This window comes from Chimaeribacter californicus, assembly GCF_002858675.1.
Taxonomy (GTDB): domain Bacteria; phylum Pseudomonadota; class Gammaproteobacteria; order Enterobacterales; family Enterobacteriaceae; genus Chimaeribacter; species Chimaeribacter californicus.
Genome location: NZ_PJZF01000001.1, coordinates 46,065 through 69,530 on the forward strand (window position 1 = coordinate 46,065; position 23,466 = coordinate 69,530).

General features: G+C 58.1%; 15 protein-coding genes and 2 pseudogenes. 11 read left to right on the top strand and 6 right to left on the bottom strand.

From position 1 onward, the window contains the following. Positions 1–201: 201 nt before the first annotated feature. Complete coding sequence (locus tag CYR55_RS00190; RefSeq protein ID WP_101814175.1) at positions 202–1,905, top strand: ATP-dependent nuclease; 1,704 nt, start codon at positions 202–204, stop codon at positions 1,903–1,905. Between the two features lie 170 nt (positions 1,906–2,075). On the opposite strand, the gene cspD is transcribed toward CYR55_RS00190, so the two are convergent. Next, entirely contained in the window at positions 2,076–2,297 is a 222-nt protein-coding gene (gene cspD / locus CYR55_RS00195; RefSeq protein WP_072925863.1) for a cold shock-like protein CspD, read from the bottom strand. A 356-nt stretch (positions 2,298–2,653) separates the two neighbouring features. Here cspD and clpS point away from each other — a divergent pair, with 356 nt between their 5' ends. Beyond that, positions 2,654–2,974, top strand: a complete 321-nt coding sequence (gene clpS / locus CYR55_RS00200; RefSeq protein WP_072925860.1) for an ATP-dependent Clp protease adapter ClpS — start codon at positions 2,654–2,656, stop codon at positions 2,972–2,974. Between the two features lie 26 nt (positions 2,975–3,000). Beyond that, positions 3,001–5,277 carry an ATP-dependent Clp protease ATP-binding subunit ClpA gene (gene clpA, locus CYR55_RS00205; protein ID WP_101814176.1) on the top strand — a complete coding sequence of 759 codons (2,277 nt, stop codon included), beginning with the start codon at positions 3,001–3,003 and terminating at the stop codon, positions 5,275–5,277. A 218-nt stretch (positions 5,278–5,495) separates the two neighbouring features. Here clpA and infA read toward each other — a convergent pair whose 3' ends face one another. The 5 genes from infA to trxB form a co-directional block, all read right to left on the bottom strand. Then, a complete protein-coding gene (infA, locus tag CYR55_RS00210) occupies positions 5,496–5,714 on the bottom strand; it encodes a translation initiation factor IF-1 (RefSeq protein WP_002211347.1) in 219 nt (72 codons plus the stop codon). A 231-nt stretch (positions 5,715–5,945) separates the two neighbouring features. Continuing rightward, positions 5,946–6,683, bottom strand: a complete 738-nt coding sequence (aat, locus tag CYR55_RS00215) for a leucyl/phenylalanyl-tRNA--protein transferase (RefSeq protein ID WP_101814650.1) — start codon at positions 6,681–6,683, stop codon at positions 5,946–5,948. A gap of 28 nt (positions 6,684–6,711) precedes the next feature. Then, positions 6,712–8,433: a heme ABC transporter ATP-binding protein/permease CydC gene (gene cydC / locus CYR55_RS00220; protein WP_101814177.1), complete on the bottom strand. Its 1,722-nt coding sequence runs from the start codon at positions 8,431–8,433 to the stop codon at positions 6,712–6,714. 2 nt (positions 8,434–8,435) lie between these two features. Continuing rightward, positions 8,436–10,208: a heme ABC transporter permease/ATP-binding protein CydD gene (cydD, locus tag CYR55_RS00225; RefSeq protein WP_101814651.1), complete on the bottom strand. Its 1,773-nt coding sequence runs from the start codon at positions 10,206–10,208 to the stop codon at positions 8,436–8,438. A gap of 242 nt (positions 10,209–10,450) precedes the next feature. Beyond that, a complete protein-coding gene (gene trxB / locus CYR55_RS00230) occupies positions 10,451–11,425 on the bottom strand; it encodes a thioredoxin-disulfide reductase (protein ID WP_101814178.1) in 975 nt (324 codons plus the stop codon). Between the two features lie 612 nt (positions 11,426–12,037). Between trxB and lrp the strand changes: the two genes are divergently transcribed. The 8 genes and pseudogenes from lrp to CYR55_RS00265 all read left to right on the top strand — a co-directional run bounded on the left by lrp (position 12,038) and on the right by CYR55_RS00265 (position 23,466). Then, the gene (lrp, locus tag CYR55_RS00235) at positions 12,038–12,532 is read left to right on the top strand and encodes a leucine-responsive transcriptional regulator Lrp (RefSeq protein WP_072925842.1); all 495 of its coding nucleotides are present in this window, start codon (positions 12,038–12,040) and stop codon (positions 12,530–12,532) included. A gap of 233 nt (positions 12,533–12,765) precedes the next feature. Then, positions 12,766–13,167 (top strand): annotated as a pseudogene (locus CYR55_RS24170) (DNA translocase FtsK 4TM domain-containing protein); the annotation flags it as partial. A gap of 732 nt (positions 13,168–13,899) precedes the next feature. Continuing rightward, a pseudogene (locus CYR55_RS00240) lies at positions 13,900–16,548 on the top strand (DNA translocase FtsK); the annotation flags it as partial. Positions 16,549–16,725: 177 nt separating this feature from the next. Then, the gene (lolA, locus tag CYR55_RS00245) at positions 16,726–17,337 is read left to right on the top strand and encodes an outer membrane lipoprotein periplasmic chaperone LolA (RefSeq protein WP_101814653.1); all 612 of its coding nucleotides are present in this window, start codon (positions 16,726–16,728) and stop codon (positions 17,335–17,337) included. A gap of 7 nt (positions 17,338–17,344) precedes the next feature. Then, positions 17,345–18,688: a replication-associated recombination protein A gene (locus CYR55_RS00250; RefSeq protein WP_101814652.1), complete on the top strand. Its 1,344-nt coding sequence runs from the start codon at positions 17,345–17,347 to the stop codon at positions 18,686–18,688. A gap of 106 nt (positions 18,689–18,794) precedes the next feature. Continuing rightward, positions 18,795–20,087 carry a serine--tRNA ligase gene (serS, locus tag CYR55_RS00255; protein WP_101814180.1) on the top strand — a complete coding sequence of 431 codons (1,293 nt, stop codon included), beginning with the start codon at positions 18,795–18,797 and terminating at the stop codon, positions 20,085–20,087. 306 nt (positions 20,088–20,393) lie between these two features. Beyond that, positions 20,394–22,838: a dimethylsulfoxide reductase subunit A gene (gene dmsA, locus CYR55_RS00260; RefSeq protein ID WP_101814181.1), complete on the top strand. Its 2,445-nt coding sequence runs from the start codon at positions 20,394–20,396 to the stop codon at positions 22,836–22,838. A gap of 10 nt (positions 22,839–22,848) precedes the next feature. Continuing rightward, the gene (locus CYR55_RS00265) at positions 22,849–23,466 is read left to right on the top strand and encodes a DMSO/selenate family reductase complex B subunit (protein ID WP_101814182.1); all 618 of its coding nucleotides are present in this window, start codon (positions 22,849–22,851) and stop codon (positions 23,464–23,466) included.

Below are 23,466 nucleotides of genomic sequence, written 5' to 3' on the forward strand. Positions count from 1 at the left end.
ATAGGACAATGGCGGGAAAAGAGCACCGGCTACGGTGAGAAGCAGGCCCTCCGCGGCACCAGGATAATTAACCTCCCTGAGTACATAATACGTTCATGAGTAAAGCAGTAATCTTTGCCACATCTCTGGCGCTATCCGCTTGACCCTGCGTTGCTTTTTTGGTCATGCTCAGGCAAAGGGAAACACGCGGGAGGCGTACCCATGATTCTGGAGCAGATTGATATTACCGGCTTTCGCGGTATTAACCGGCTGTCGCTGTCGCTGCCGCTGTCAGGTGGCGCATTGCCGGGCAGCACGCTGCTGATTGGCGAAAATGCCTGGGGCAAATCCAGCCTGCTGGATGCGCTGACGCTGTTGCTGTCACCGGAGCCGCGGCTCTACCACTTCACCGCCGGGGATTTCCATTTTCCCGCCGGGGAGCAGCACGCGCGCGAACGCACGTTACAGGTGCTGTTACGCTTTGCCGAACCGGCACCGGGGCAGTTGCGGCAGCCGCGTTACCGGGCGCTGGCTGCCGCGGCCGTGCCGGGGGAGAACGGCTGCCGCCGCCTTTATTACCAGCTGGAGGGCGAGCTGGCGGATGACGGCACGGTACTGACCTGGCGCCGTTTTCTGGATCAGCATGGCGAACCGCTGGCGCTGCCTGACATCGATGCGCTGGCCCTGACGCTGGCGCGCCTGCACCCGGTATTACGCCTGCGTGATGCGCGCTTTATCGGGCGTTTACGCGGTAAGACCTTGTTGCCGGAGGCGGACAGCCCGCAGCCGGACGCGCAACAGCAGGCGGCGGCCCATCAGATAGGCGTTCTGACGCGGCAACTGGGGCGCAGCCCGCATATGCTCAGCGATCAGGCGCTTGAGCAGGGCGTCACGGCGATGCGGCAGTTGCTGGAGCACTATTTTGCCGAGCAGCACCGGGCCGCCGGCCCCCTGGCGACCCGCGGCAGCGTGCCGCAACCGGAGCCGAAACAGGCATGGCACTCGCTGGATGCCCTGAACCAGGCGGTGGGTACGCCGGAAGGCCGCAGCACGCGGCTGATTCTGCTCGGCATCTTCTCTACGTTATTACAGGCACGCGGGGCGGTGCGGCTGGCACCGGGTGCGCGGCCGCTGCTGCTGATTGAAGACCCGGAAACCCGGCTGCACCCGATTATGCTGTCAGTGGCCTGGCGGCTGCTGAACCAGTTGCCGCTGCAACGGCTGACCACCACCAATTCCGGCGAGTTGATCTCCCTGACGCCGATGGAAGAGGTGACCCGGCTGGTGCGGGAACCGGGGCGCGTCGCAGCCTATCGGCTTGGCCCGGCCGGGCTGAACCCGGCGGACAGCCGCAAGCTCGCGTTCCATGTGCGCTATAACCGGCCCTCCGCGCTGTTTGCCCGCTGCTGGCTGCTGGTGGAGGGGGAAACCGAAGTCTGGATCCTGAGCCAACTGGCGCGCCAGTGCGGGTTCCATTTTGAGGCAGAAGGGATCAAGGTGATCGAATTCGCCCAGTGCGGCCTGCGCCCGCTGCTGAAATTTGCCCGGCAGATGGGCATTGAGTGGCACGCCATGGTGGATGGCGACGAAGCCGGGAAAAAATATGCGGCGACCGCCCGTGACATGGCCGGCCGGGCCGGGGAGAGCGAACCCCACCGGCTCACAGCCCTGCCGGCCCCGGACATGGAGCATTTCCTCTATCACCACGGGTTCAGTGACGTTTACCACCGGGTGGCCGGGCTGCCGGGCAACGTACCGATGCCCGCCCGGCGCATCATCCATAAAGCGATTCAGCGCAGTTCCAAACCCGACCTGGCGATTGAAGTGGCGCTGGCGGCCGGTCAGCGCGGGCCGGAGGCGATGCCGCCGTTATTGCGGCAGATGTTTGCCCGCGTGGTGCGGCTGGCGCGCGGCCATGCGGATTAACCGCTCAGCAAAGAGAGGGGTAATGAAAGTGTGCGGAGTGGGTGAAATCTGTTAGCCAAACGGTAAAAAAAGGTTAAGAATTGACCTTGAAAGCGTCGGTGACGTCCCCATTTATAAAAAATGCCAGTCGGGAGTGACTGGCATGTGAAGGGCTCAATCCTTGCAGGCGGTCAGGCAACGGCTTCGCTGACCTGCGGTATGATGAGGCTCGCATGGTTACCTTTCGGCCCCTGGTGGACATCGAAACTGACCTGTTGACCCGCCTTCAGCGTTCGATAACCCTCCATCTGGATGGTGGAATAGTGGGCAAAGATATCTTCACCGCCATTTTGCGGGCAGATAAAACCAAAGCCCTTGGCATTATTGAACCACTTGACTGTACCCGTCTCCATGCTTCTACATCCCTCGCGTGTTTATTCTATAGGTAGGTGAGGTAAGATTTTTTGCGAGTGAAGGCTGATTGATTAAAACTCCATCAGCTCACGATTTTACACTCTAGAGGAATAGCGGGACACGTCAAGGGAACGGCTTTTGCTCCTGCTGACCAGTTGTTTAAAGTTTGAAGCAGGTAACGCTATTCGCTTTCCACGGCTAAAATTTATACGCACTGCCCGGTGAGCCGGAAGGCCATGCAGGGCGGCAGCGGGCGTCCGGAGATGGTAAAATAGGGGCTAAAGCGTGTACGCTGTAAGCAGAGCTCCCGCCCTGAGGCGGGCATTCAGACCAGACAATTGATGACGGGCAAGCAATGGGCAATAATCAGGATTGGCTAAATTTTGAGCACTTAATCCAGGATCAGCAGTTGGATGCGGTAAAACCGCCATCTATGTATAAAGTTATACTTAACAACGACGATTACACACCCATGGAATTTGTGATTGACGTTCTTCAAAAGTTCTTTTCTTATGATATTGAACGTGCAACGCAACTGATGCTCACGGTGCACTATAAAGGAAAGGCCATTTGCGGCGTGTTTACCGCCGAAGTGGCCGAGACCAAGGTCGCGCATGTGAACCGCTACGCGAGGGAGAACGAGCATCCGTTGCTTTGTACGCTGGAAAAAGCCTGAAAAGGCAATCTATTGGGGAGGTGCTTATGCTCAATCAAGAACTGGAACTCAGTCTCAACATGGCTTTCGCCAGGGCGCGCGAGCACCGACATGAGTTTATGACCGTGGAGCACCTGTTGCTTGCGCTACTGAGCAACCCTGCGGCGCGGGAGGCCCTTGAGGCCTGCACAGTCGATCTGGTGGCGTTACGCCAGGAGCTGGAAGCCTTCATCGAACAGACGACGCCGACCCTGCCCGCCAGCGAAGAGGAGCGCGACACGCAACCAACGCTCAGCTTCCAGCGCGTGCTGCAACGTGCCGTGTTCCATGTTCAGTCCTCCGGGCGGAACGAGGTGTCCGGTGCCAATGTGCTGGTCGCTATCTTCAGCGAGCAGGAGTCGCAGGCAGCTTATCTGCTGCGCAAGCATGACGTAAGCCGCCTTGACGTGGTGAACTTCATTTCCCACGGCACGCGCAAAGACGAACCGGGCCAGGCTCCCAATGCGGAAAACCCGGTCAATGAAGAGCAGCCGGCAGGGGAAGACCGTATGGAAAACTTCACCACCAATTTGAACCAACTGGCGCGCGTCGGGGGCATTGACCCACTGATTGGCCGCGACAAAGAACTCGAACGTGCTATTCAGGTATTGTGCCGCCGCCGTAAAAATAACCCGCTGCTGGTGGGGGAATCCGGCGTGGGTAAAACCGCCATCGCCGAAGGGCTGGCCTGGCGGATTGTGCAGGGTGATGTGCCGGAAGTGATGGCCGATTGCACCCTCTATTCGCTGGACATCGGCTCGCTGCTGGCCGGCACCAAATACCGCGGTGATTTTGAGAAGCGCTTCAAAGCGTTGCTGAAACAGCTGGAGCAGGACAAAAACAGCATCCTGTTTATCGATGAGATCCACACCATTATCGGTGCCGGTGCTGCCTCCGGTGGCCAGGTGGATGCGGCTAACCTGATCAAACCGCTGCTGTCGAGCGGTAAGATCCGCGTTATCGGCTCTACCACCTATCAGGAATTCAGCAATATTTTCGAAAAAGATCGTGCGCTGGCGCGCCGCTTCCAGAAAATTGATATCACTGAGCCTTCTGTGGAAGAAACGGTGCAGATCATTAACGGGCTGAAAACCAAATATGAAGCCCACCACGATGTGCGCTACACCGCGAAAGCCGTGCGCGCGGCGGTTGAGCTTTCCGTGAAATACATCAATGACCGCCACCTGCCGGACAAGGCGATTGACGTCATCGATGAAGCGGGCGCCCGCAGCCGGTTAATGCCGGTGAGCAAGCGTAAAAAGACCGTCAACGTCGGGGATATCGAGTCCGTGGTGGCACGCATTGCGCGCATCCCGGAGAAAACCGTCTCTGCCAGTGACCGCGATGTGCTGCGTAACCTGGGCGATCGCCTGAAGATGCTGGTGTTCGGGCAGGACCCGGCCATCGGTGCGCTGACCGAAGCGATCAAGATGAGCCGCGCCGGGCTGGGCCAGGACCGCAAACCGGTAGGTTCCTTCCTGTTTGCCGGGCCGACCGGGGTCGGGAAAACCGAAGTCACGGTGCAGCTTGCCAAAGCGCTGGATATCGAACTGCTGCGCTTTGATATGTCCGAGTACATGGAGCGCCACACCGTCAGCCGTTTGATCGGTGCGCCTCCGGGCTATGTGGGCTTTGATCAGGGCGGTCTGCTGACGGACGCAGTGATCAAACACCCGCATGCGGTGGTGTTGCTGGATGAGATCGAAAAAGCGCACCCGGACGTTTTCAACCTGCTGCTGCAGGTGATGGATAACGGGACGCTGACCGATAATAACGGCCGCAAGGCTGATTTCCGCAACGTGATTCTGGTGATGACCACCAACGCCGGTGTGCGTGAGACCGAACGTAAGTCGATTGGCCTGATCCATCAGGACAACAGCACCGATGCGATGGAAGAGATCAAGAAAGTGTTTACGCCGGAATTCCGTAACCGTCTGGACAACATTATCTGGTTCAACCATCTCTCTGCCGAGGTCATCCAGCAGGTTGTCGACAAGTTTATCGTCGAACTGCAGGCGCAACTGGATGCCAAAGGGGTGTCACTGGAAGTCAGCGACGAGGCCCGTGACTGGCTGGCGGTGAAAGGCTATGACAAGGCGATGGGTGCCCGCCCAATGGCGCGCGTGATGCAGGAAAACCTGAAAAAACCGCTGGCGAACGAACTGCTGTTCGGCAGCCTGGTTGACGGGGGGTCGGTGAAAGTCGAGCTGGATAAAGATGCCGATCAACTGACTTATGAATTCCTTAGCGCGCAAAAACGCAAAGAGGAAGGGGCGGTACATTAAGTCAACCGGTCATGACCAGGGCGGCCTGACAAACGGGCCGTCAGAATGCAAAAAGAGCGATCCAAGGATCGCTCTTTTTTTTCACCTGCCGATCGCCGTTACCGGAACATAAACCGCATATTGCATCCATAACAAAACGCCCTGACCGGAAACCGGAAGGGCGCAAGGGATAAATTCCCTGATTGTTCGCCGGAATAGATCAGCGGGAGATGCGCCGATTAACGGCTACGGAAGACAATGCGGCCTTTGCTCAGGTCGTACGGGGTCAGCTCAACAGTGACTTTGTCGCCCGTCAGGATACGGATGTAGTTCTTACGCATTTTACCGGAGATGTGCGCGGTAACCACGTGTCCGTTTTCCAATTCAACGCGGAACATGGTGTTCGGCAGCGTATCAAGCACGGTGCCCTGCATTTCAATATTGTCTTCTTTGGCCATCGAGTCCTCTAGGTTTTACTACCTTAGTTTTTAACCGGCAAGATAATGCCGAAAAACCCACATTATGTAAAGGAGGCATTCGCTCCGCCCTAAGTGGTTGTTAAACCGGATATGGTGGGAGACGCAGCCAAAAATGTACATAAATCAGGGGTATGGTGCAAGAAAATGATACCACATTTCTGCCGCGGGCATGGAATTAATTTCAACCAACGCCTCAGCAGCCGTGGCTTTTCAAGGGCTGTGACCCGGTTTTCCGGCCGGTGGCAGCACCGCCGGCAGGCATAATTCCTGCTTCTGCCAGCACCCCTCAGCCAGTGGTTGCTGCTGCATTTCCCGTAATGCAGTGAGAAAGGCACGGCGTGGGATCTCTGTCGCCCCCAGTGACGCAGTATGGTCATTCAGCACCTGGCAATCCAGCAACTGGCCGCCATGCCCAACGAAATGATGACAGAACATCACCATGGCTGCCTTGGACGCATTAGTACAGCGGCTGAACATCGATTCGCCACAAAATAGCCTGCCTTGCGCCACGCCATACATGCCGCCCACCAGCGCACCGCCCTGCCACACCTCAATCGAGTGGGCCAGCCCTTCCGCATGCAACCGGTGATAGGCGCGCGCGACTTGCGGGCCAATCCAGGTGCCGTCACTGCGGTCTTCTGCACACGCCTCGATCACCTGATCAAACGCGTGGTTCAGGGTAAAACGAAACGGGCAGTGGCGCAGAAAGCGGCGCATGCTGCGGCTGATGTGCAGCTCCGCCGGGAATAGCACCGCGCGCGGATCGGGTGACCACCATAAAATCATTTCACCGGGGTTAAACCAGGGAAAAATGCCGCACCGGTAAGCGGACATCAGGCGGGCAGGGGAGAGGTCGCCCCCCACGGCCAACAGCCCGTTCGGCTCACGCAAAGCGCTTTCCGGCGCGGGGAACAGCAACGAGTGGGGGGAAAGTTGTACGACACGCATAGCATCCATTATCTCTCTCGCATCAGAATCAGGCCAGGCGCGCATGGAATTGCGCATAGCGGCCACCGGCCGCCAATAGGGCATGATGCGGCCCCTGTTCAACCAGTTTACCGTCATCCATTACGCAGATGCGGTCAAGGTGGTGCAGACCATGCAGGCGGTGCGTTACCATGATCAACGTTTTCCCCCGGCAGTGCTCGCGCAGCAGCGTCAGGATCTGTTGCTCGGTTTCGGCATCCAGCCCCTCGGTAGGTTCATCCAGCAGCACCAGCGGGGCATCGTGCAGGAGCGCACGGGCAATGCCGATACGCCGTTGCTCACCGCCGGAGAGCGGGCGGCCGCCTTCGCCCAGCCAGCTGTTCAGGCCGCTGTTTTCCAACAGTGCGCCTAACCCCACGTGTTGCAATACCTCCCCCAGCCGGGCATCGCTCGCCTCCGGGGCAGCCAGCCGCAGGTTATCGCGCAGCGTGGTATTGAACACATGTACCTGCTGCGGCACCAGCGTCATAGAGCGGCGCAGGGTGGCTTCATCATAGTCGGCAATCGGGTGGCCGCCCAGTTGGATACTTCCCGTCTGCCCATCCCAGGCGCGGGTCAGCAACTGGAGCAGGGTCGATTTACCACAGCCGGTGCGGCCGAGCAGCGCAATATGCTCGCCGGCGGCCACCTGCAGCGTGACCCCTTTCACCACCGGGAACGGCTGGCCGGGATAAGTAAAGCTGACATTATCCAGCATCAGGGACGGAGAGACCGCCGCTGCGCCCTGTGCCGGGAACGAGACGGCCGGCAACTGGCCGGTAATGGCCTGCAGGCGCTCCGCGGAGGCAATCACCTGCCCAAGGTGCTGGAAGGCCCCGGCAACCGGCCCCAGGGCCTCAAAGGCGGCCAGCGTGGTAAAGACTATGAGCGCAATCAGCGCACCCGGCGCGTCAGCGGTAGTGAGGCCACCCGCGGCCAGCCAGAACATCAGCGTCGCTGTAAGGCCGGTGGCTGCGATCATTATCGCCTGTGCCAGCCCACCCAGCGTGGCCTGCCGCTGTTGCTGATGTTGCCATTGCTGTTCTGTACTTTCCAGCGCCTGCCGGAAACGGCTACCGGCCCCATAGACAACCAGCTCCGCCTGCCCATGAAGCCAGGCGGTGAGCTGGATGCGATACTCGCCGCGTAAGGTGGTCAGCGCCCGGCCGACCGGTTTACCGGCGCGATAAAAGATCAACGGTAACAGCAGCAACAGCGCCAGCATGATGCCGGAAAGCAGCAGGGCCAGGGTGACATCCAGCCAGCTCAGCCCCGCGGCCACCACCAGAATCACCACCAGTGCGCTGACCAGCGGCGAAATCACCCGCAGGTAGAGATGGTCGAGCGTGTCGACATCCGCAACCAGCCGGTTAAGCAGGTCTGCCTGCCGGAAGCGCGCCAGCCCGCCGGGTGACAGCGGCATAATGCGGGCAAAGGTATCAACCCGCAGGTGTGACAGGACGCGGAAGGTGGCATCGTGGCTGACCAGCCGCTCAGCATAACGTCCGGCGGTGCGGAAAATCGCGGCGCCGCGCACCCCGGCGGCCGGCAGCATGTAGTTAAAGCTGTAAAGTCCGGCAAACCCGGCTACGGCAGAGGCCGCCAGGAACCAGCCGGAGAGGGCCAGCAGGCCGATGCTGGCCAGGAGGGTGATAATGGCCAGCAGGATGCCGAGCAGCATGCGCCCGCTGTGGCGACGGTAAAGGGCAAGGTAAGGCAGAAGCAGGCGCATCGTCAGAGTTCTCCGCTACGTTGGGCCAGAAGGCGGGCGAAGGGGCCCGCCTGTACGCACAGTTGAGCATAGTGGCCGCGTTCAGCAATCTGGCCGTGCTGCATCACCCAGATTTCATCGCAGTGCCGGGTGTCTTCCAGGCGGTGGGTGACCAGCAAGGTGGTCTGGTGGTCCGCTGCTTCGCGCAGGGCGGCCATGACGCGCTGTTCGCTGTGGGCATCCAGGCTGGCGGCCGGTTCATCCAGCAGCAGTAACCGGCCGGGGGCCAGCAGCGCACGCGCCACCGCCACCCGCTGAGCCTGCCCGACTGAGAGCCGGGCGGCGTGATCGCCAATCAGGGTGTCGAGGCCGTCAGGTAACAGCGGCAAAAACTCATCCACATAGGCGCGCGAAATCGCGGTCTCCAGCGCCTCAGCCGTCGCCTCCGGGTTACCCAGCAGGATATTCTGCCGCACGGTGGCCGCCGGCAGGTGCGGGTTCTGCCCGACCCAGGCCAGCTGTCGCCGCCAGCTCAGCGGTTCCAACGTCTGCAACGCCTGCTGGTTAACCCGTAACGTACCGCGGTAAGGCAGAAACCCGAGCAGGGCATTCAGCAAAGAGCTTTTTCCGGCCCCGCTCAGGCCCACAATCGCGATACGCTGACCGGCGGTAATCCGGAAGTTCAGCGGCCCGGCCAGCACCTTGCCGTCTGGTGACAGAATTTCCAGCGACTCCGCCTCCAGGCTCACCGGGGCCGTTGCGCTGAACGGCGTATTCCCCTGGCCCGGCGTCAACGCATCGGGCGGCTGAGTCAGAAACGTCACCAGCGTCTCGGCTGCGCCGATAGCCTGCGCTTTGGCATGGTAAAAGGTGCCGAGGTCGCGCAGCGGCTGGAAAAATTCCGGTGCCAGAATCAGCACCAGAAAACCGGCAAACAGCGTGACACCGGTACCGTAACTGCCGAAATGCAGCTCGCCGAGGTAGGAGAAACCGAAATACACCGCCACTACCGCAATGGAGACCGAGGCAAAGAACTCCAGCACCGCAGAGGAGAGAAAGGCCAGCCGCAGCACCTCCATCGTGCGTGCCCGGAAGGACTCTGACGCATGGCGGATAGCGCTGCGTTCAGCCTCCGCGCGGTGAAACAGGCGCAGCGTGTCCAGCCCGCGCAGGCTGTCGAGAAAATTGCCGCTGAGGCGCGCCAGTGCGGCGAAGTTGCGCCGGTTAGCGTCAGCAGCCCCCATCCCGACCAGCGCCATAAACAGCGGGATCAATGGGGCAGTGACCAGCAGAATCAGCCCGGCGGCCCAGTTAAGCGGGAAAATCGCGATCAGGATCAGCAGCGGGATAATACCCGCAAGAAACATCTGCGGCAGGTAGCGGGCGTAGTAGTCCTGCATATCGTCAATTTGTTCCAGGATGAGCGTCGCCCAGCTGCCTGCCGGTTTGCCGCTGATCCAGGCCGGGCCAAGCTGTTCCAGCCGGTCAAGCACGGTTTGCCGGATCTGCCGGCGGACCTGCAGGCCGCACTGGAAACCCACCCGCTCACGCATCAGCGCCAGCAGGCCCCGTAACAGGAAGACGATCGCCAGCAGGACGAAGAGTTTCAGCAGGGATTCGCGCGGCATAGCATGCACAATAAGCGCATCCAGCAACGTCGCCATCAGGGCTGCCTGTAACAGCAACAGCAGGGCGCTGAACACGCCGAGCAGCATGGAGATCTGTAACCAGCGGCGTGCGGGCGCACGCTGTTGCCGGAGCCAGTGGAGTAATTCGTGTTGTCTTGTTTTGTTCATCAGGCCATCTGTCCGCACAGAACATGCAAAGGGTTGCATGGCGGTGGCATGCGCATTACCGGCAAGGCCGAAACCGGCCGACGGGGAAGATAAGCGCATGAAAAAATATGGCACGGGTGCCAAATCCCTGATCGTTGAAGGTCTATTTTCACGACCGCGCACATGTTACCGCGTCAGTGGCCGGACTGAAAATAATAAGGCGACCCGGAGGTCGCCTTTTTCGCATAATTTTCTGAAAGAAATCAGTCAGTGCTGCACTGGGCCGCGGCCAGGCCGTCCAGGTACCGCTCGGCATCCAGGGCGGCCATACAGCCGGTTCCGGCAGAAGTGATCGCCTGGCGGTAGCTGTGGTCCATCACATCACCGGCTGCAAAAACACCGGGGATGCTGGTCTGGGTGGCATTGCCGTGCAGGCCGGACTGAACTTTGATGTAGCCGTTTTCCAGTGCCAGCTGGCCGTTGAAAATCGCGGTGTTCGGGCTGTGGCCGATAGCGATAAAGACGCCGGCAACCTCCACTTTTTCAATCTCATCCGTCAGGGCGGTGCGCAGATGCACGCCGGTGACGCCCATCTGATCGCCGACCACTTCGTCCAGCGTCCGGTTGGTGTGCAGCACGATATTCCCGCTGGCCACTTTCTCGTTAAGGCGGTCAATCAGGATTTTTTCTGCACGGAAGCTGTCACGGCGGTGGATCAGGTGCACCTCTGCCGCGATGTTCGAGAGGTAAAGCGCCTCTTCCACGGCGGTATTACCGCCACCCACTACTGCCACCTTCTGGTTACGGTAGAAGAAGCCGTCACAGGTGGCACACGCGGACACGCCGCGGCCTTTAAATGCCTCTTCAGACGGCAGGCCCAGGTAACGCGCCGACGCGCCGGTCGCAATGATCAGGGCATCACAGGTATACACGCCGTTGTCGCCGGTCAGGCGGAACGGGCGGGTTTGCAGATCAACACTGTGGATATGGTCAAACAGGATTTCGGTGTTGAATTTGGCCGCATGCTCATGCATCCGCTCCATCAGCAACGGGCCGGTCAGGCCTTCCGGGTCGCCCGGCCAGTTTTCCACATCGGTGGTGGTGGTGAGCTGGCCGCCTTTTTCCATACCGGTCACCAGTACCGGATGTAAGTTTGCCCGTGCCGCATAGACTGCTGCGGTATAGCCTGCCGGGCCTGAGCCCAAAATCAACAACTTACTGTGTTTCACGTTATCCATGAATGTTCGTCTCCGCCTGCGGGATAATCTAATGAGAGCGATTGTAGGGAAATTATTGCGTTAACAAAAGAGTGCGCCGATGTTGTTATCAATTTGTTTGATAGTTTTTACCTATTTTTAATTAGGCAGAAAAGGAAATGCGCTGAAAAGCAATCGACTGCGTACTCGCGGTTAAGAGCGGGGTGGACAGCGATAAATGCTGTGATTTCAAGCATTGCCGGGGTGAATTCTGGCTGGGTAATGATCTCCCTCGCAGCCGAATTCACTGTAAATCCCGTCGTGGTTATTTTTTAATCTGGCACGTTCTTCTGATTTTGGTTCTTTTACTTTGACAATCGGCTGCGCATTTGCGAAAACATCTCTGCAAGAAGAAATTAAACACGCGCAAAGCGTTCTGTCATGCCTCACCGGCAGAATATTCAGCGATTAATTCTTCTGTTAGCCAGATTTCATCACTGAACGGTGCCGGTTGACAGGCAAGCGCCGCGCGGGGGTGAAGTGTCGTGTCTGGCCGCAAACACAGGCATTGGGTATTCGCTTGGGACAAGCCCTTAACACATGAAGTTGGCAGGGTGTGTAAAGACAGGGAAGAACAGAAGAGAGACAATAATAATGGCAGACAACAAAAAACGACCGGGAAAAGATCTCGACCGCATAGATCGCAACATCCTGAATGAGTTACAAAAGGATGGCCGCATCTCCAACGTCGAGCTTTCTAAACGGGTAGGGTTATCCCCTACGCCGTGTTTGGAGCGTGTCCGTCGCCTTGAGCGACAGAATTTCATTCATGGCTATACCGCATTGCTCAATCCTCATTATCTGGATGCCTCGCTGCTGGTGTTCGTTGAGATCACCCTCAACCGTGGCGCGCCGGATGTATTTGAGCAATTTAATGCCGCAGTTCAGAAGCTGGAAGATATCCAGGAGTGTCATCTGGTTTCCGGGGACTTCGACTATCTGTTGAAAACCCGTGTGCCGGATATGTCCGCTTACCGCAAGCTGTTGGGTGAAACATTGTTGCGCCTGCCGGGCGTTAATGACACCCGCACATATGTGGTAATGGAAGAAGTGAAACAGAGTAACCGTCTGGTCATCAAGACCCGGTAAAACCTGCAGGTGCAAAACCTGAATATATTCGCTACACTCCTGTTTATCCATACAGCCCACGCGCCGGGAAGGGTTCCCGGCGCTGTTGCTATTTCAGTTCACAGGAACCTGGAGAGCCTTTCTTGAGCCAGGAATACACAGAAGATAAAGAGTTTGGCCTGAAAAAAGTCAGCAGCAGCCGGCGGTTACTTGAAGCCTTGCTGGTGCTGATTGCGCTTTTCGGGATTTATCTCATGGCAGCGCTGCTCAGTTTTAATCCTTCTGACCCCAGTTGGTCACAGACAGCGTGGCATGAGCCGATTCATAATTTGGGCGGCGGCGTCGGTGCCTGGATGGCCGATACGCTGTTCTTCACCTTTGGTGTGTTTGCCTATGCCATTCCTCCCCTGATGCTGATGATGTGCTGGGTTTCCTATCGCCAGCGCGGCAGCAGTGAATACATCGATTACTTTACCCTCTCGCTGCGGCTTATCGGTGTGCTGGCGCTGGTGCTGACCTCATGTGGCCTGGCGGCGCTGAACATTGACGATCTCTATTACTTCGCCTCCGGCGGCGTGATCGGTAGCCTGCTGAGCAATGCCCTGACGCCCTGGGTGAACAGTATGGGCGCGACGCTGGCGCTGCTTGGCGTATGGGCAGTTGCGTTTACGCTGTTTACCGGCTGGTCCTGGCTGACCATTGCTGAACGCATCGGCAGCGTGGTGCTGGGTGCCGCAACCCTGATGAGTAACCGTTCGCGCCGTGATGACGCGTACGAGTACGACGATGAGGACGATGACCTCCCGCCGGTGCGCCATGAGGCGGAAGAACCGGTTCCTCACCTGACTGCTGACGACGAAGATGTGTTGCTCTCTGCGCCGTCTGCGGCCAGGATTGCGGCTGCTCCGGCTGCTCCGGCTGCTCCGGCTGCTCCGGCTGCTCCGGCTGCTCCGGCTGCTCCGGCTGCTCCGGCTGCTCCGGCTGCTCCGGCTGCTCCGGCTGCTCCGGCTGCTCCGGCTGCTCCGGCTGCTCCGGCTGCTTCTGTCGCTGAGATGCCGATCTCTGAACCTGCTCTGGCGGTCAACGACACCGCGCCTGCGGCGGCAGTTACGGCCGCAGAACAGCCGGTGATGCCGGCCGCGCACTTTGCATTGCCGGAAGAGCAGGGGGCTGCCCCTCAGGCTACGCCGGCACCGACTCAGCTTACCGGGGGGCATATTTCGTTACCGGCTGACGAGGAGGAGGGGCCGCGCCTCGGTAACTGGCATGAGGCTGACGCGACCCATTCACCGTTTGATTTCTCTGCGGCTCAACAGGAAAGTGACGATGTGCCGGATAATGGCCGTTTGTTGGGCGGGGCAACCCGTCTGGCTGAGGGAGACGCAGAGGCTGCGGCGGGTGCGACCTTTATGCCGGCATTCAGTGCCGTCAGTGACAGTAACCCGCAAGTGAAGCAGGGCATCGGCCCCGAACTGCCACGACCGAACCCGGTACGTATTCCGACCCGGCGTGAGCTGGCCTCCTACGGAATTAAACTGCCGTCACAACGCCAGGCAGAACAGGCAGCCCGCAACGCTTCCCCGGCAACACCGGGTGAAGGCGAGGATACTGCCCATGAAGAAGCGCTGGGCGCTGCGTTTGCCGAACAACAGCAGCAACGTTATGGCACGGACTATCAATCAGACGATGCACCTGCTCCAGCCGGCGAAAGCCATGTAGCGCAGGCAGACACGGATGATGAAGCTGCCCTCAGCCGTGCCTTCGCCGATCAACAGCAACAACGTTACCGTACGCCTTTCAGCGCAGCATCCGATGCCGCGCCGCAACCGGCTGAAGCGGAACCGCTGCATGAGGATGAGGAGAGTTTGCGCTCGGCCTTTGCGGCACGGGAACAGGCGCGTTACGGCAGCACGCCGGCGACAGCGTCTTCAGGCACTGTGGCAGGGCAAGGCGGCAGTCTGGCTGCTGCGTCTGCGGCAACAGCTGCCGTTACGGCAGCGGCCAGCAGGGTGACCCGCACCGCCAATGCATTCTCCTTCTCGCCGGTAGATGATGTAGCCGGCGATACGTCGTCAGAGCCGATGTTTACCCTGCCGTCAGAGCCGGAGGCCGTCACGCAGCCCCCTGCTTATGCGCCGGTTCAGCAGCCGCCGGCTGCCCCGGCAACGGCTTATCAGGCTCCGCAGCAGGCACCTGCCTACCATGTGGAACCCACCGCACCTGCGTACCGGCCTGAGCCTGCGGCCCCGGCTTATCGTACGGAAGCGCCGCAACCGGTGCGCCCGGCAGAGCAGCCTGCGTACCAGCCTGAGCCTGCAACGCCGGCTTACCGCACGGAAGCACCGCAACCGGCGCGTCCGGCAGAACAGCCTGCGTACCGTACGGAAGCATCGCAACCGGTGAGCCCGGCAGAGCAGCCCGTTTACCGGCCTGAGCCCGTAGCCTCTGCCCCGCAAGAGGTCTATTCACCCCCTGCCGATGATGCGCCAAAACCGGCCATGGACAGCCTGTTCCACCCGTTCCTGGTGCGTCACGATCAGCCGCTTGAGAAGCCGACCACGCCATTGCCGACGCTGGATCTGCTGACGGCTGCGCCGACAGAAGTGGCACCGGTAGACATGTTTGCGCTGGAGCAGAAAGCGCGGCTGGTGGAAGCCAGCCTGGCGGATTACCGCGTGAAGGCAGATGTCGTTGATATTCTGCCGGGGCCAGTTATTACACGGTTTGAGCTGGATCTGGCACCGGGGGTGAAAGCAGCACGTATTTCCAACCTCTCACGCGATTTGGCACGATCGCTCTCGACCTCTGCCGTGCGCGTGGTTGAAGTGATCCCCGGCAAGCCCTACGTCGGGCTGGAGTTACCGAACACCAAACGGCAGACGGTCTATCTGCGCGAAGTGCTGGACTGCCCGGCCTTCCGTGATAATCCTTCCCCGCTTTGTGTGGTGCTCGGTAAAGATATCTCCGGCCAGCCGGTGGTGGCCGATCTGGCAAAAATGCCGCACCTGCTGGTGGCCGGTACCACCGGTTCCGGTAAGTCTGTGGGCGTTAACGCCATGATCCTCAGCATGTTGTATAAAGCGAAACCAGAAGATGTACGCTTTATCATGATCGACCCGAAAATGCTGGAGCTGTCGGTCTATGAAGGTATTCCGCACCTGTTAACCGAAGTGGTTACCGATATGAAGAAGGCCGCCAATGCGCTGAACTGGTGCGTGGGCGAGATGGAACGCCGCTACAAGCTGATGTCTGCGTTGGGGGTGCGTAACCTGGCCGGGTATAACGAACGGGTAGATCAGGCGGAAGCGATGGGTCGCCCGATCCCCGATCCGTTCTGGAAACCCACAGACAGCATGGACATCACGCCGCCGGTGCTGGAGCGTGAGCCTTATATTGTGGTGATGGTTGACGAGTTTGCCGACCTGATCATGACCGTGGGTAAAAAGGTTGAGGAATTGATCGCCCGGCTGGCGCAGAAAGCGCGTGCTGCCGGTATCCACCTGGTGCTGGCTACCCAGCGGCCATCGGTAGATGTGATCACCGGCCTGATTAAAGCCAACATCCCGACGCGTATTGCCTTTACCGTCTCCAGTAAAATTGACTCACGTACCATCCTCGATCAGGGTGGCGCAGAGTCCCTGCTGGGGATGGGGGACATGCTCTACATGGCACCTAACTCCTCGATTCCGGTGCGAGTACACGGTGCTTTTGTGCGCGATCAGGAAGTGCACGCCGTGGTACAGGACTGGAAAGCCCGCGGGCGCCCACGTTACATCGACAGCATCACGACCGGGGCTGAAGAGGGCGAGGGCGGTGGGGGCCTTGACAGTGATGAGGAGCTTGACCCGCTGTTCGATCAGGCGGTCGCCTTTGTGATCGATAAGCGCCGTGCCTCGATTTCCGGTGTGCAGCGCCAGTTCCGCATCGGGTACAACCGGGCGGCACGTATCATTGAACAGATGGAAGCGCAGGGCATTGTCAGTGAGCCGGGGCATAACGGCAACCGCGATGTCCTGGCCCCACCACCGCACGAATAAACTCTCTCCACTCATAAGGGCCGCGTTGCGGCCCTTATGCAAAGAAGCGTAAAAGCAGGTGTTTTGAGATAAATAACCTACCGGCGACAAACCACAATCCGATACAGTTACATCACTTCGCTAATGAAATCATTAGTGTGTCCCGGTAATCATGGAATGTATGAGGTCATGGTCAGAATGAAAAAATTATTAGCAGTAGGCTGTCTGTTAACGGCATTTACCTCAGCCTCCGTGTTGGCGGATGCCAGCAGTGACCTGAAAAGCCGCCTGGGCAAAGTAAACAGTTTCCATGCCAGTTTTACCCAGAAAGTCACCGCCGATGATGGATCTGACGTCCAGCAGGGGGAAGGGGAGTTGTGGGTTAAACGTCCGAATTTGTTTAACTGGCATATGACGTCCCCGGATGAAAGCGTGCTGGTTTCTGACGGCGAAACGCTGTGGTTCTATAATCCTTTTGTTGAGCAGGTCACGGCGACCTGGCTGAAAAACGCTACCGGCAATACCCCGTTTATGCTGATTACCCGTAATAACAGCAGTGACTGGGCCAACTATGACGTTAAACAGCAGGGCGATAATTTTGAGCTGACGCCAAAATCCGCCAACGGCAACCTGAAGCAGTTTGCTATTACCGTGACCAACGACGGGACGATCAAAAGTTTTACTGCCGTGGAGCAGGATGGGCAACGCAGTGCGTATAACCTGAAAACTCAGCAGAACGGCGCTGTTGATGCCGGTAAATTCAAATTTACCCCGCCGAAGGGGGTGACGCTGGACGACCAGCGCCAGTGAGGTGCGCGTGAGTAATTTGTCACTCGATTTTTCCCAGAATGAGTTCCAACCCCTGGCTGCACGGATGCGGCCTGAAACGCTGGCCGAGTATATCGGCCAGCAGCATTTACTGGCCCCTGGTAAACCGTTACCGCGTGCCATTGAGGCTGGTCACCTGCACTCCATGATCCTCTGGGGGCCGCCCGGCACCGGCAAAACGACCCTGGCTGAACTGATTGGCCGCTATGGTCAGGCCGATGTCGAGCGTATTTCTGCGGTGACCTCCGGCATTAAAGAGATTCGTGAAGCCATTGAGCGCGCGCGGCAGAACCGTAATGCCGGGCGACGCACAATTTTGTTTGTGGATGAGGTGCACCGTTTCAATAAAAGCCAGCAGGATGCATTCCTGCCGCATATTGAAGACGGCACTATCACGTTCATTGGCGCGACCACGGAAAACCCTTCATTTGAACTCAACTCAGCGTTGCTGTCCCGCGCGCGGGTTTACCTGCTGAAGGCACTGACGCCTGACGATATCGAAAAAGTGATCGATCAGGCCATGAATGACAGCAAGCGCGGGCTGGCCGGACGGCAGATAGTGGTGCCGGATGAAACACGCCGTATGCTGGCTGAATTGGTCAATGGGGATGCCCGGCGGGCGCTGAACAGCCTGGAAATGATGGCCGATATGGCGGAGGCGGATAAGAAGGGGGTACGCACCCTGACGCCGGCGCTGCTGAAAGAAGTGTCCGGTGAGCGCAGCGCCCGCTTTGATAACAAGGGCGACCGCTATTATGACCTGATCTCTGCGTTGCATAAGTCCGTGCGCGGCTCTGCACCAGACGCTGCCCTGTACTGGTATGCACGGATTATCACTGCCGGCGGCGATCCGCTGTATGTCGCGCGCCGGTTGCTGGCCATCGCGTCCGAAGATGTCGGCAATGCTGACCCGCGCGCTATGCAGGTCGCTATTGCTGCCTGGGACTGTTTTACCCGCGTCGGCCCGGCCGAGGGTGAGCGGGCGATTGCGCAGGCCATTGTTTATCTGGCTTGCGCGCCGAAGAGCAATGCCGTGTATACCGCGTTTAAAGCCGCAATGCGTGATGCGCGTGAACAGAACGATTTTGATGTACCGGAACATTTGCGCAATGCGCCAACCAAATTGATGAAAGAGATGGGGCTTGGGGCAGAGTACCGTTACGCGCATGATGAACCCAATGCATATGCCGCCGGTGAGAACTATTTCCCGCCTGAAATGGCCGCCACACAGTACTATTTTCCGACCAGCCGCGGACTGGAAGGTAAAATTGGTGAAAAGCTGACATGGTTGTCTGAACAGGATCAAAATAGCCCCATAAAACGCTACCGCTGATGGGTGGCTTGCGGTAAGGTTACCTCATTATTACCGTCAGGATACCGCGATCATTCGCGGTATCTTTCGTTACATATCATTCAATAACTACAAGCACAGGATTAGCATGCTCGATCCCAATTTACTGCGTACTGAGCTGGACGCAGTCGCTGAAAAACTGGCTCGCAGGGGCTTTACTCTCGACGTGGAAAAATTACGTGCGCTGGAAGAACGCCGTAAAGTATTGCAGGTCGAAACCGAAAATCTTCAGGCTGAGCGTAATGCGCGATCGAAATCGATCGGTGCTGCGAAGGGCCGTGGCGAAGATATCGAGCCGCTGCGTCAGGAAGTAAACGTACTGGGTGAGAAACTGGATAACGCGAAGGTGCAACTGGATGCCCTGCAAAGTGACATCCGTGATATTGCCCTGTCGATTCCCAACCTGCCGGATGATGCTGTTCCTAACGGCAAAGATGACAGCGAAAACCAGGAGATCAGCCGCTGGGGTGAGCCACGCCAGTATGATTTCCCGGTACGCGACCATGTTGAGCTGGGTGAAATGGCCGGCGGGCTGGATTTTGCTGCCGCCGTTAAGCTGACCGGCTCCCGTTTTGTGGTCATGAAGGGTGAAATCGCCCGCCTGCACCGCGCGCTGGCGCAGTTCATGATCGATCTGCACACCGAGCAGCATGGTTATCAGGAGGCGTATGTGCCTTATCTGGTCAACCATGACACGCTGTACGGCACCGGCCAGTTGCCGAAATTCGGTGAAGACCTGTTCCATACCAAACCGTTGGAAGAAGAGTCCACCAGCAGCAACTATGCGCTGATCCCGACGGCGGAAGTCCCGCTGACTAACCTGGTGCGTGACGAGATCCTGGAAGAGGAGTCTTTGCCGCTGAAACTCACGGCGCATACCCCGTGCTTCCGCTCTGAAGCCGGTTCTTATGGGCGTGATACCCGTGGTCTGATCCGCATGCACCAGTTTGATAAAGTAGAGATGGTGCAGATCGTGCGTCCGGAAGAGTCGATGCAGGCCCTGGAAGAGTTGACCGGCCATGCAGAGAAGGTCTTGCAGCTGCTGAACCTGCCGTACCGCAAAGTGCTGCTTTGCACCGGTGACATGGGCTTTGGCTCCACAAAAACCTACGATCTGGAAGTGTGGCTGCCGGCGCAGAACACCTACCGTGAAATCTCTTCCTGCTCCAATATGGGGGATTTCCAGGCGCGCCGTATGCAGGCCCGTTGCCGCAGCAAAACCGAGAAGAAACCGCGCCTGGTGCACACCCTGAACGGTTCCGGACTGGCAGTTGGCCGTACGCTGGTGGCCGTGCTGGAAAACTATCAGCAGGCTGATGGCCGCATTGAGATCCCAGAAGTATTGCGTCCTTATATGCGTGGGGCGACCCACATCGGCTGATGCCGGCTTTTGACTGAAAAAAGCGCCTCCGGGCGCTTTTTTTACGCCCATTTTTTAGTTCAACGCTCCTTTCTTCAATTTCTTCGCGCCACTTCCCATTTTTAACTTCTTCCTGGTTTTCAGGCACCGACATTGTCACTTACTTGATAATAAACAAAGTACTTACCCGGCAGGGGGCGTATTTTCCGGCAAGTCGTGCAGTCAAGGGTTCATAGGATGACAACCCCATATTACTGAGAACTTCTCAGAAGCTGCCGCACAGGGTGTCTGCGATGGCACGTTTGTGATCCACTAAAAGGGAAATACATGAACGATTCTGAAATAACCCCCTTACTTGAAATTCCTGTTAGCCGCCGTGTTTTGATCAAAGGCGGCACCGGCAGTCTGGCCCTGGCTGCTGGGGGTGTCACCTTGCCCTTCGCGCAGGGTATGGCGGAAACCCCGGGAAAGTCTGCCCAGCAGCAGGAGAAAGTGGTCTGGAGCGCTTGCACAGTCAACTGCGGCAGCCGCTGCCCGCTACGGATGCATGTTGTGGGTAACGAGATCCTTTATGTGGAAACAGATAACACCGGCGATGATGATTATGAAGGGCTACATCAGGTGCGCGCCTGCCTGCGCGGGCGTTCGATGCGGCGGCGGATCGCGCATCCAGACCGCCTGAAATACCCGATGAAGCGGGTAGGCAAGCGCGGTGAAGGAAAATTTAAGCGTATCAGTTGGGATGAAGCCTTGGATATGCTGGCCGGAACGCTGAAACACATTATCCGGGATTATGGTAATGAAGCCATTTATCTGAACTACGGTACCGGCACGCTGGGCGGTACCATGACCCGTTCCTGGCCGCCGGGAAAAACTTTAATTGCCCGGTTGATGAACTGTTGCGGCGGCTATCTCAACCACTATGGAGATTACAGCTCGGCCCAGATTGCCGCCGGCCTGAATTATACCTACGGCGGCTGGGCAGACGGTAACAGCCCGTCCGATATTGAAAACAGCAAGCTGGTGGTGCTGTTCGGCAATAATCCGGGTGAAACGCGAATGAGTGGCGGCGGGGTCACTTACTATCTGGAGCAGGCACGCCAGAAATCCAACGCCCGTCTGATCATCATTGATCCGCGCTATACCGATACCGGCGCAGGCCGGGAAGATGAATGGATTCCGCTGCGCCCAGGAACCGACGCCGCACTGGCCTCAGCCCTGGCGTACGTTATGATTACGGAAAACCTGATAGATCAGGCGTTTCTTGATGCTTACTGCGTAGGCTACGATGAGAAAACCCTGCCGCCCGGCGTCCCGCCGGAAGCGAGCTATAAAGCCTATATTCTTGGGCAGGGAAAAGACACCACAGCGAAAACCCCTGCCTGGGCAGCCGCAATTACCGGCGTCCCGGAAAGCAAAATTATCCAGCTGGCGCGGGAAATCGGCCAGAGTAAACCGGCCTTTATCTCCCAGGGATGGGGGCCGCAGCGTCATGCCAATGGTGAAACCACCACCCGTGCCATTGCAATGCTGGCGATCATGACCGGTAACGTCGGCATTTCCGGCGGGAATTCAGGTGCCCGTGAGGGAGCCTACAGCCTGCCTTTCGTACGGATGCCGACGCTGGAAAATCCGGTGAAGGCCAGCATTTCTATGTTTATGTGGACAGACGCTATCCTCCGCGGCCCGGAAATGACCGCCCGACGTGATGGAGTGCGCGGTAAGGATAAGCTGGATGTGCCTATTAAATTTATCTGGAATTACGCCGGCAATTGCCTGATCAATCAGCATTCTGATATTAACCGGACGCATGAAATTCTTCAGGATGACTCCCTGTGTGAAATGATTGTGGTGATTGATAACCACATGACCTCCTCGGCCAGGTATGCCGATATTCTCCTGCCCGATTGCACCGCCGCTGAGCAGATGGATTTCTGCCTGGATGCCTCCTGCGGCAACATGGACTACGCGATTTTTGCCGATCGAGTCATCGCGCCGCCTTTCGAGTGTAAAACCCTCTATGAGATGACCACCGCACTGGCGAAACGGCTGGGAGTGCAAGAGCGATTTACCGAGGGCCGCAGTCAGGAACAGTGGCTGCGTTACCTTTATCAGCAATCCCGAGAGGCTATCCCTGACTTGCCTGACTTCGACCAGTTCCGCCGTCAGGGGATATTCAAACAGCGCGACCCCCAGGGGCATCACGTTGCCTACCGCGAATTCCGGCAGGATCCGGCCGCCAATCCCCTGGCGACACCGTCCGGCAAAATTGAAATCTATTCGGCACAACTGGCGGAGATCGCTGCGATCTGGCAGTTGGCCGAGGGCGATGTCATCGATCCTTTACCGATCTATGCCGCTGGTTTTGAAAGTCATGACGATTCGCTTAGCCTGCGCTACCCCCTGCAACTGACCGGTTTTCATTATAAAGCCCGCACTCACTCTACCTACGGCAATGTGGATGTCTTGAAAGCGTCCTGTCGCCAGGAGATGTGGATTAACCCCCATGACGCCGCAAAACGGCAGATTGCCAATGGCGATCTGATCCGCATTTTCAACGATCGCGGTGAAGTCCGTATTACCGCCAGGGTAACGCCACGTATTTTGCCGGGTGTGGTTGCCCTGGGCGAAGGGGCCTGGTACAGCCCTGACGCACAGAAAATTGATCATGCCGGCTCGATTAACGTGCTGACATCGCAGCGCCCTTCACCGCTGGCGAAAGGGAACCCTTCGCACAGCAATCTGGTGCAGGTCGAAAAGGTAAAAGCTTAAGGAGCAAAGAATGACAACCCAATATGGCTTTTATATTGATTCCAGCCGTTGTACCGGTTGTAAGACCTGTGAGCTGGCGTGCAAGGATTTTAAAAACCTGACGCCTGATGTCAGTTTCCGCCGTGTCTATGAATATGCGGGCGGCAGCTGGCAAAAAGAGGGGGCCGGGTGGCAGCAGAATGTTTTTGCTTACTATCTTTCGCTGTCTTGCAACCACTGTGCAGACCCGGCCTGCACCAAAGTTTGCCCCAGCGGCGCAATGCATAAACGGGCTGATGGGTTCGTGGTGGTGAATGAAGAGGTATGCATTGGCTGCCGTTATTGCCACATGGCTTGCCCTTATGGGGCACCGCAGTACAACGCAGCCAAAGGTCATATGACCAAATGCGATGGGTGTTACACGCGTGTCGCTGAGGGTAAAAAGCCCATTTGCGTGGAGTCTTGTCCGCTGCGGGCACTGGACATGGCGCCGATAGATGAACTCCGAGCCAAATATGGGGAGCTGGCTGAGGTTGCTCCCCTGCCTGCCGCGCACTTTACCCGGCCGAATATCGTTATTAAGCCGAACGCCAACTACCGGCCGGTAGGAGACACTACCGGCCATCTGGCAAATCCAAAGGAGGTGTGA

Excerpts from the sequence above, each read along its gene's own strand:
- lolA (WP_101814653.1), top strand. The coding sequence starts at position 16,726 with ATGAAAAAATTATTAGCAGTAGGCTGTCTGTTAACGGCATTTACCTCA.
- infA (WP_002211347.1), bottom strand. The coding sequence starts at position 5,714 with ATGGCCAAAGAAGACAATATTGAAATGCAGGGCACCGTGCTTGATACG.
- CYR55_RS00265 (WP_101814182.1), top strand. The coding sequence starts at position 22,849 with ATGACAACCCAATATGGCTTTTATATTGATTCCAGCCGTTGTACCGGT.
- cspD (WP_072925863.1), bottom strand. The coding sequence starts at position 2,297 with ATGGAGACGGGTACAGTCAAGTGGTTCAATAATGCCAAGGGCTTTGGT.
- clpA (WP_101814176.1), top strand. The coding sequence starts at position 3,001 with ATGCTCAATCAAGAACTGGAACTCAGTCTCAACATGGCTTTCGCCAGG.
- cydC (WP_101814177.1), bottom strand. The coding sequence starts at position 8,433 with ATGCGCCTGCTTCTGCCTTACCTTGCCCTTTACCGTCGCCACAGCGGG.
- clpS (WP_072925860.1), top strand. The coding sequence starts at position 2,654 with ATGGGCAATAATCAGGATTGGCTAAATTTTGAGCACTTAATCCAGGAT.
- dmsA (WP_101814181.1), top strand. The coding sequence starts at position 20,394 with ATGAACGATTCTGAAATAACCCCCTTACTTGAAATTCCTGTTAGCCGC.
- cydD (WP_101814651.1), bottom strand. The coding sequence starts at position 10,208 with ATGAACAAAACAAGACAACACGAATTACTCCACTGGCTCCGGCAACAG.
- trxB (WP_101814178.1), bottom strand. The coding sequence starts at position 11,425 with ATGGATAACGTGAAACACAGTAAGTTGTTGATTTTGGGCTCAGGCCCG.
- lrp (WP_072925842.1), top strand. The coding sequence starts at position 12,038 with ATGGCAGACAACAAAAAACGACCGGGAAAAGATCTCGACCGCATAGAT.
- aat (WP_101814650.1), bottom strand. The coding sequence starts at position 6,683 with ATGCGTGTCGTACAACTTTCCCCCCACTCGTTGCTGTTCCCCGCGCCG.
- CYR55_RS00190 (WP_101814175.1), top strand. The coding sequence starts at position 202 with ATGATTCTGGAGCAGATTGATATTACCGGCTTTCGCGGTATTAACCGG.
- serS (WP_101814180.1), top strand. The coding sequence starts at position 18,795 with ATGCTCGATCCCAATTTACTGCGTACTGAGCTGGACGCAGTCGCTGAA.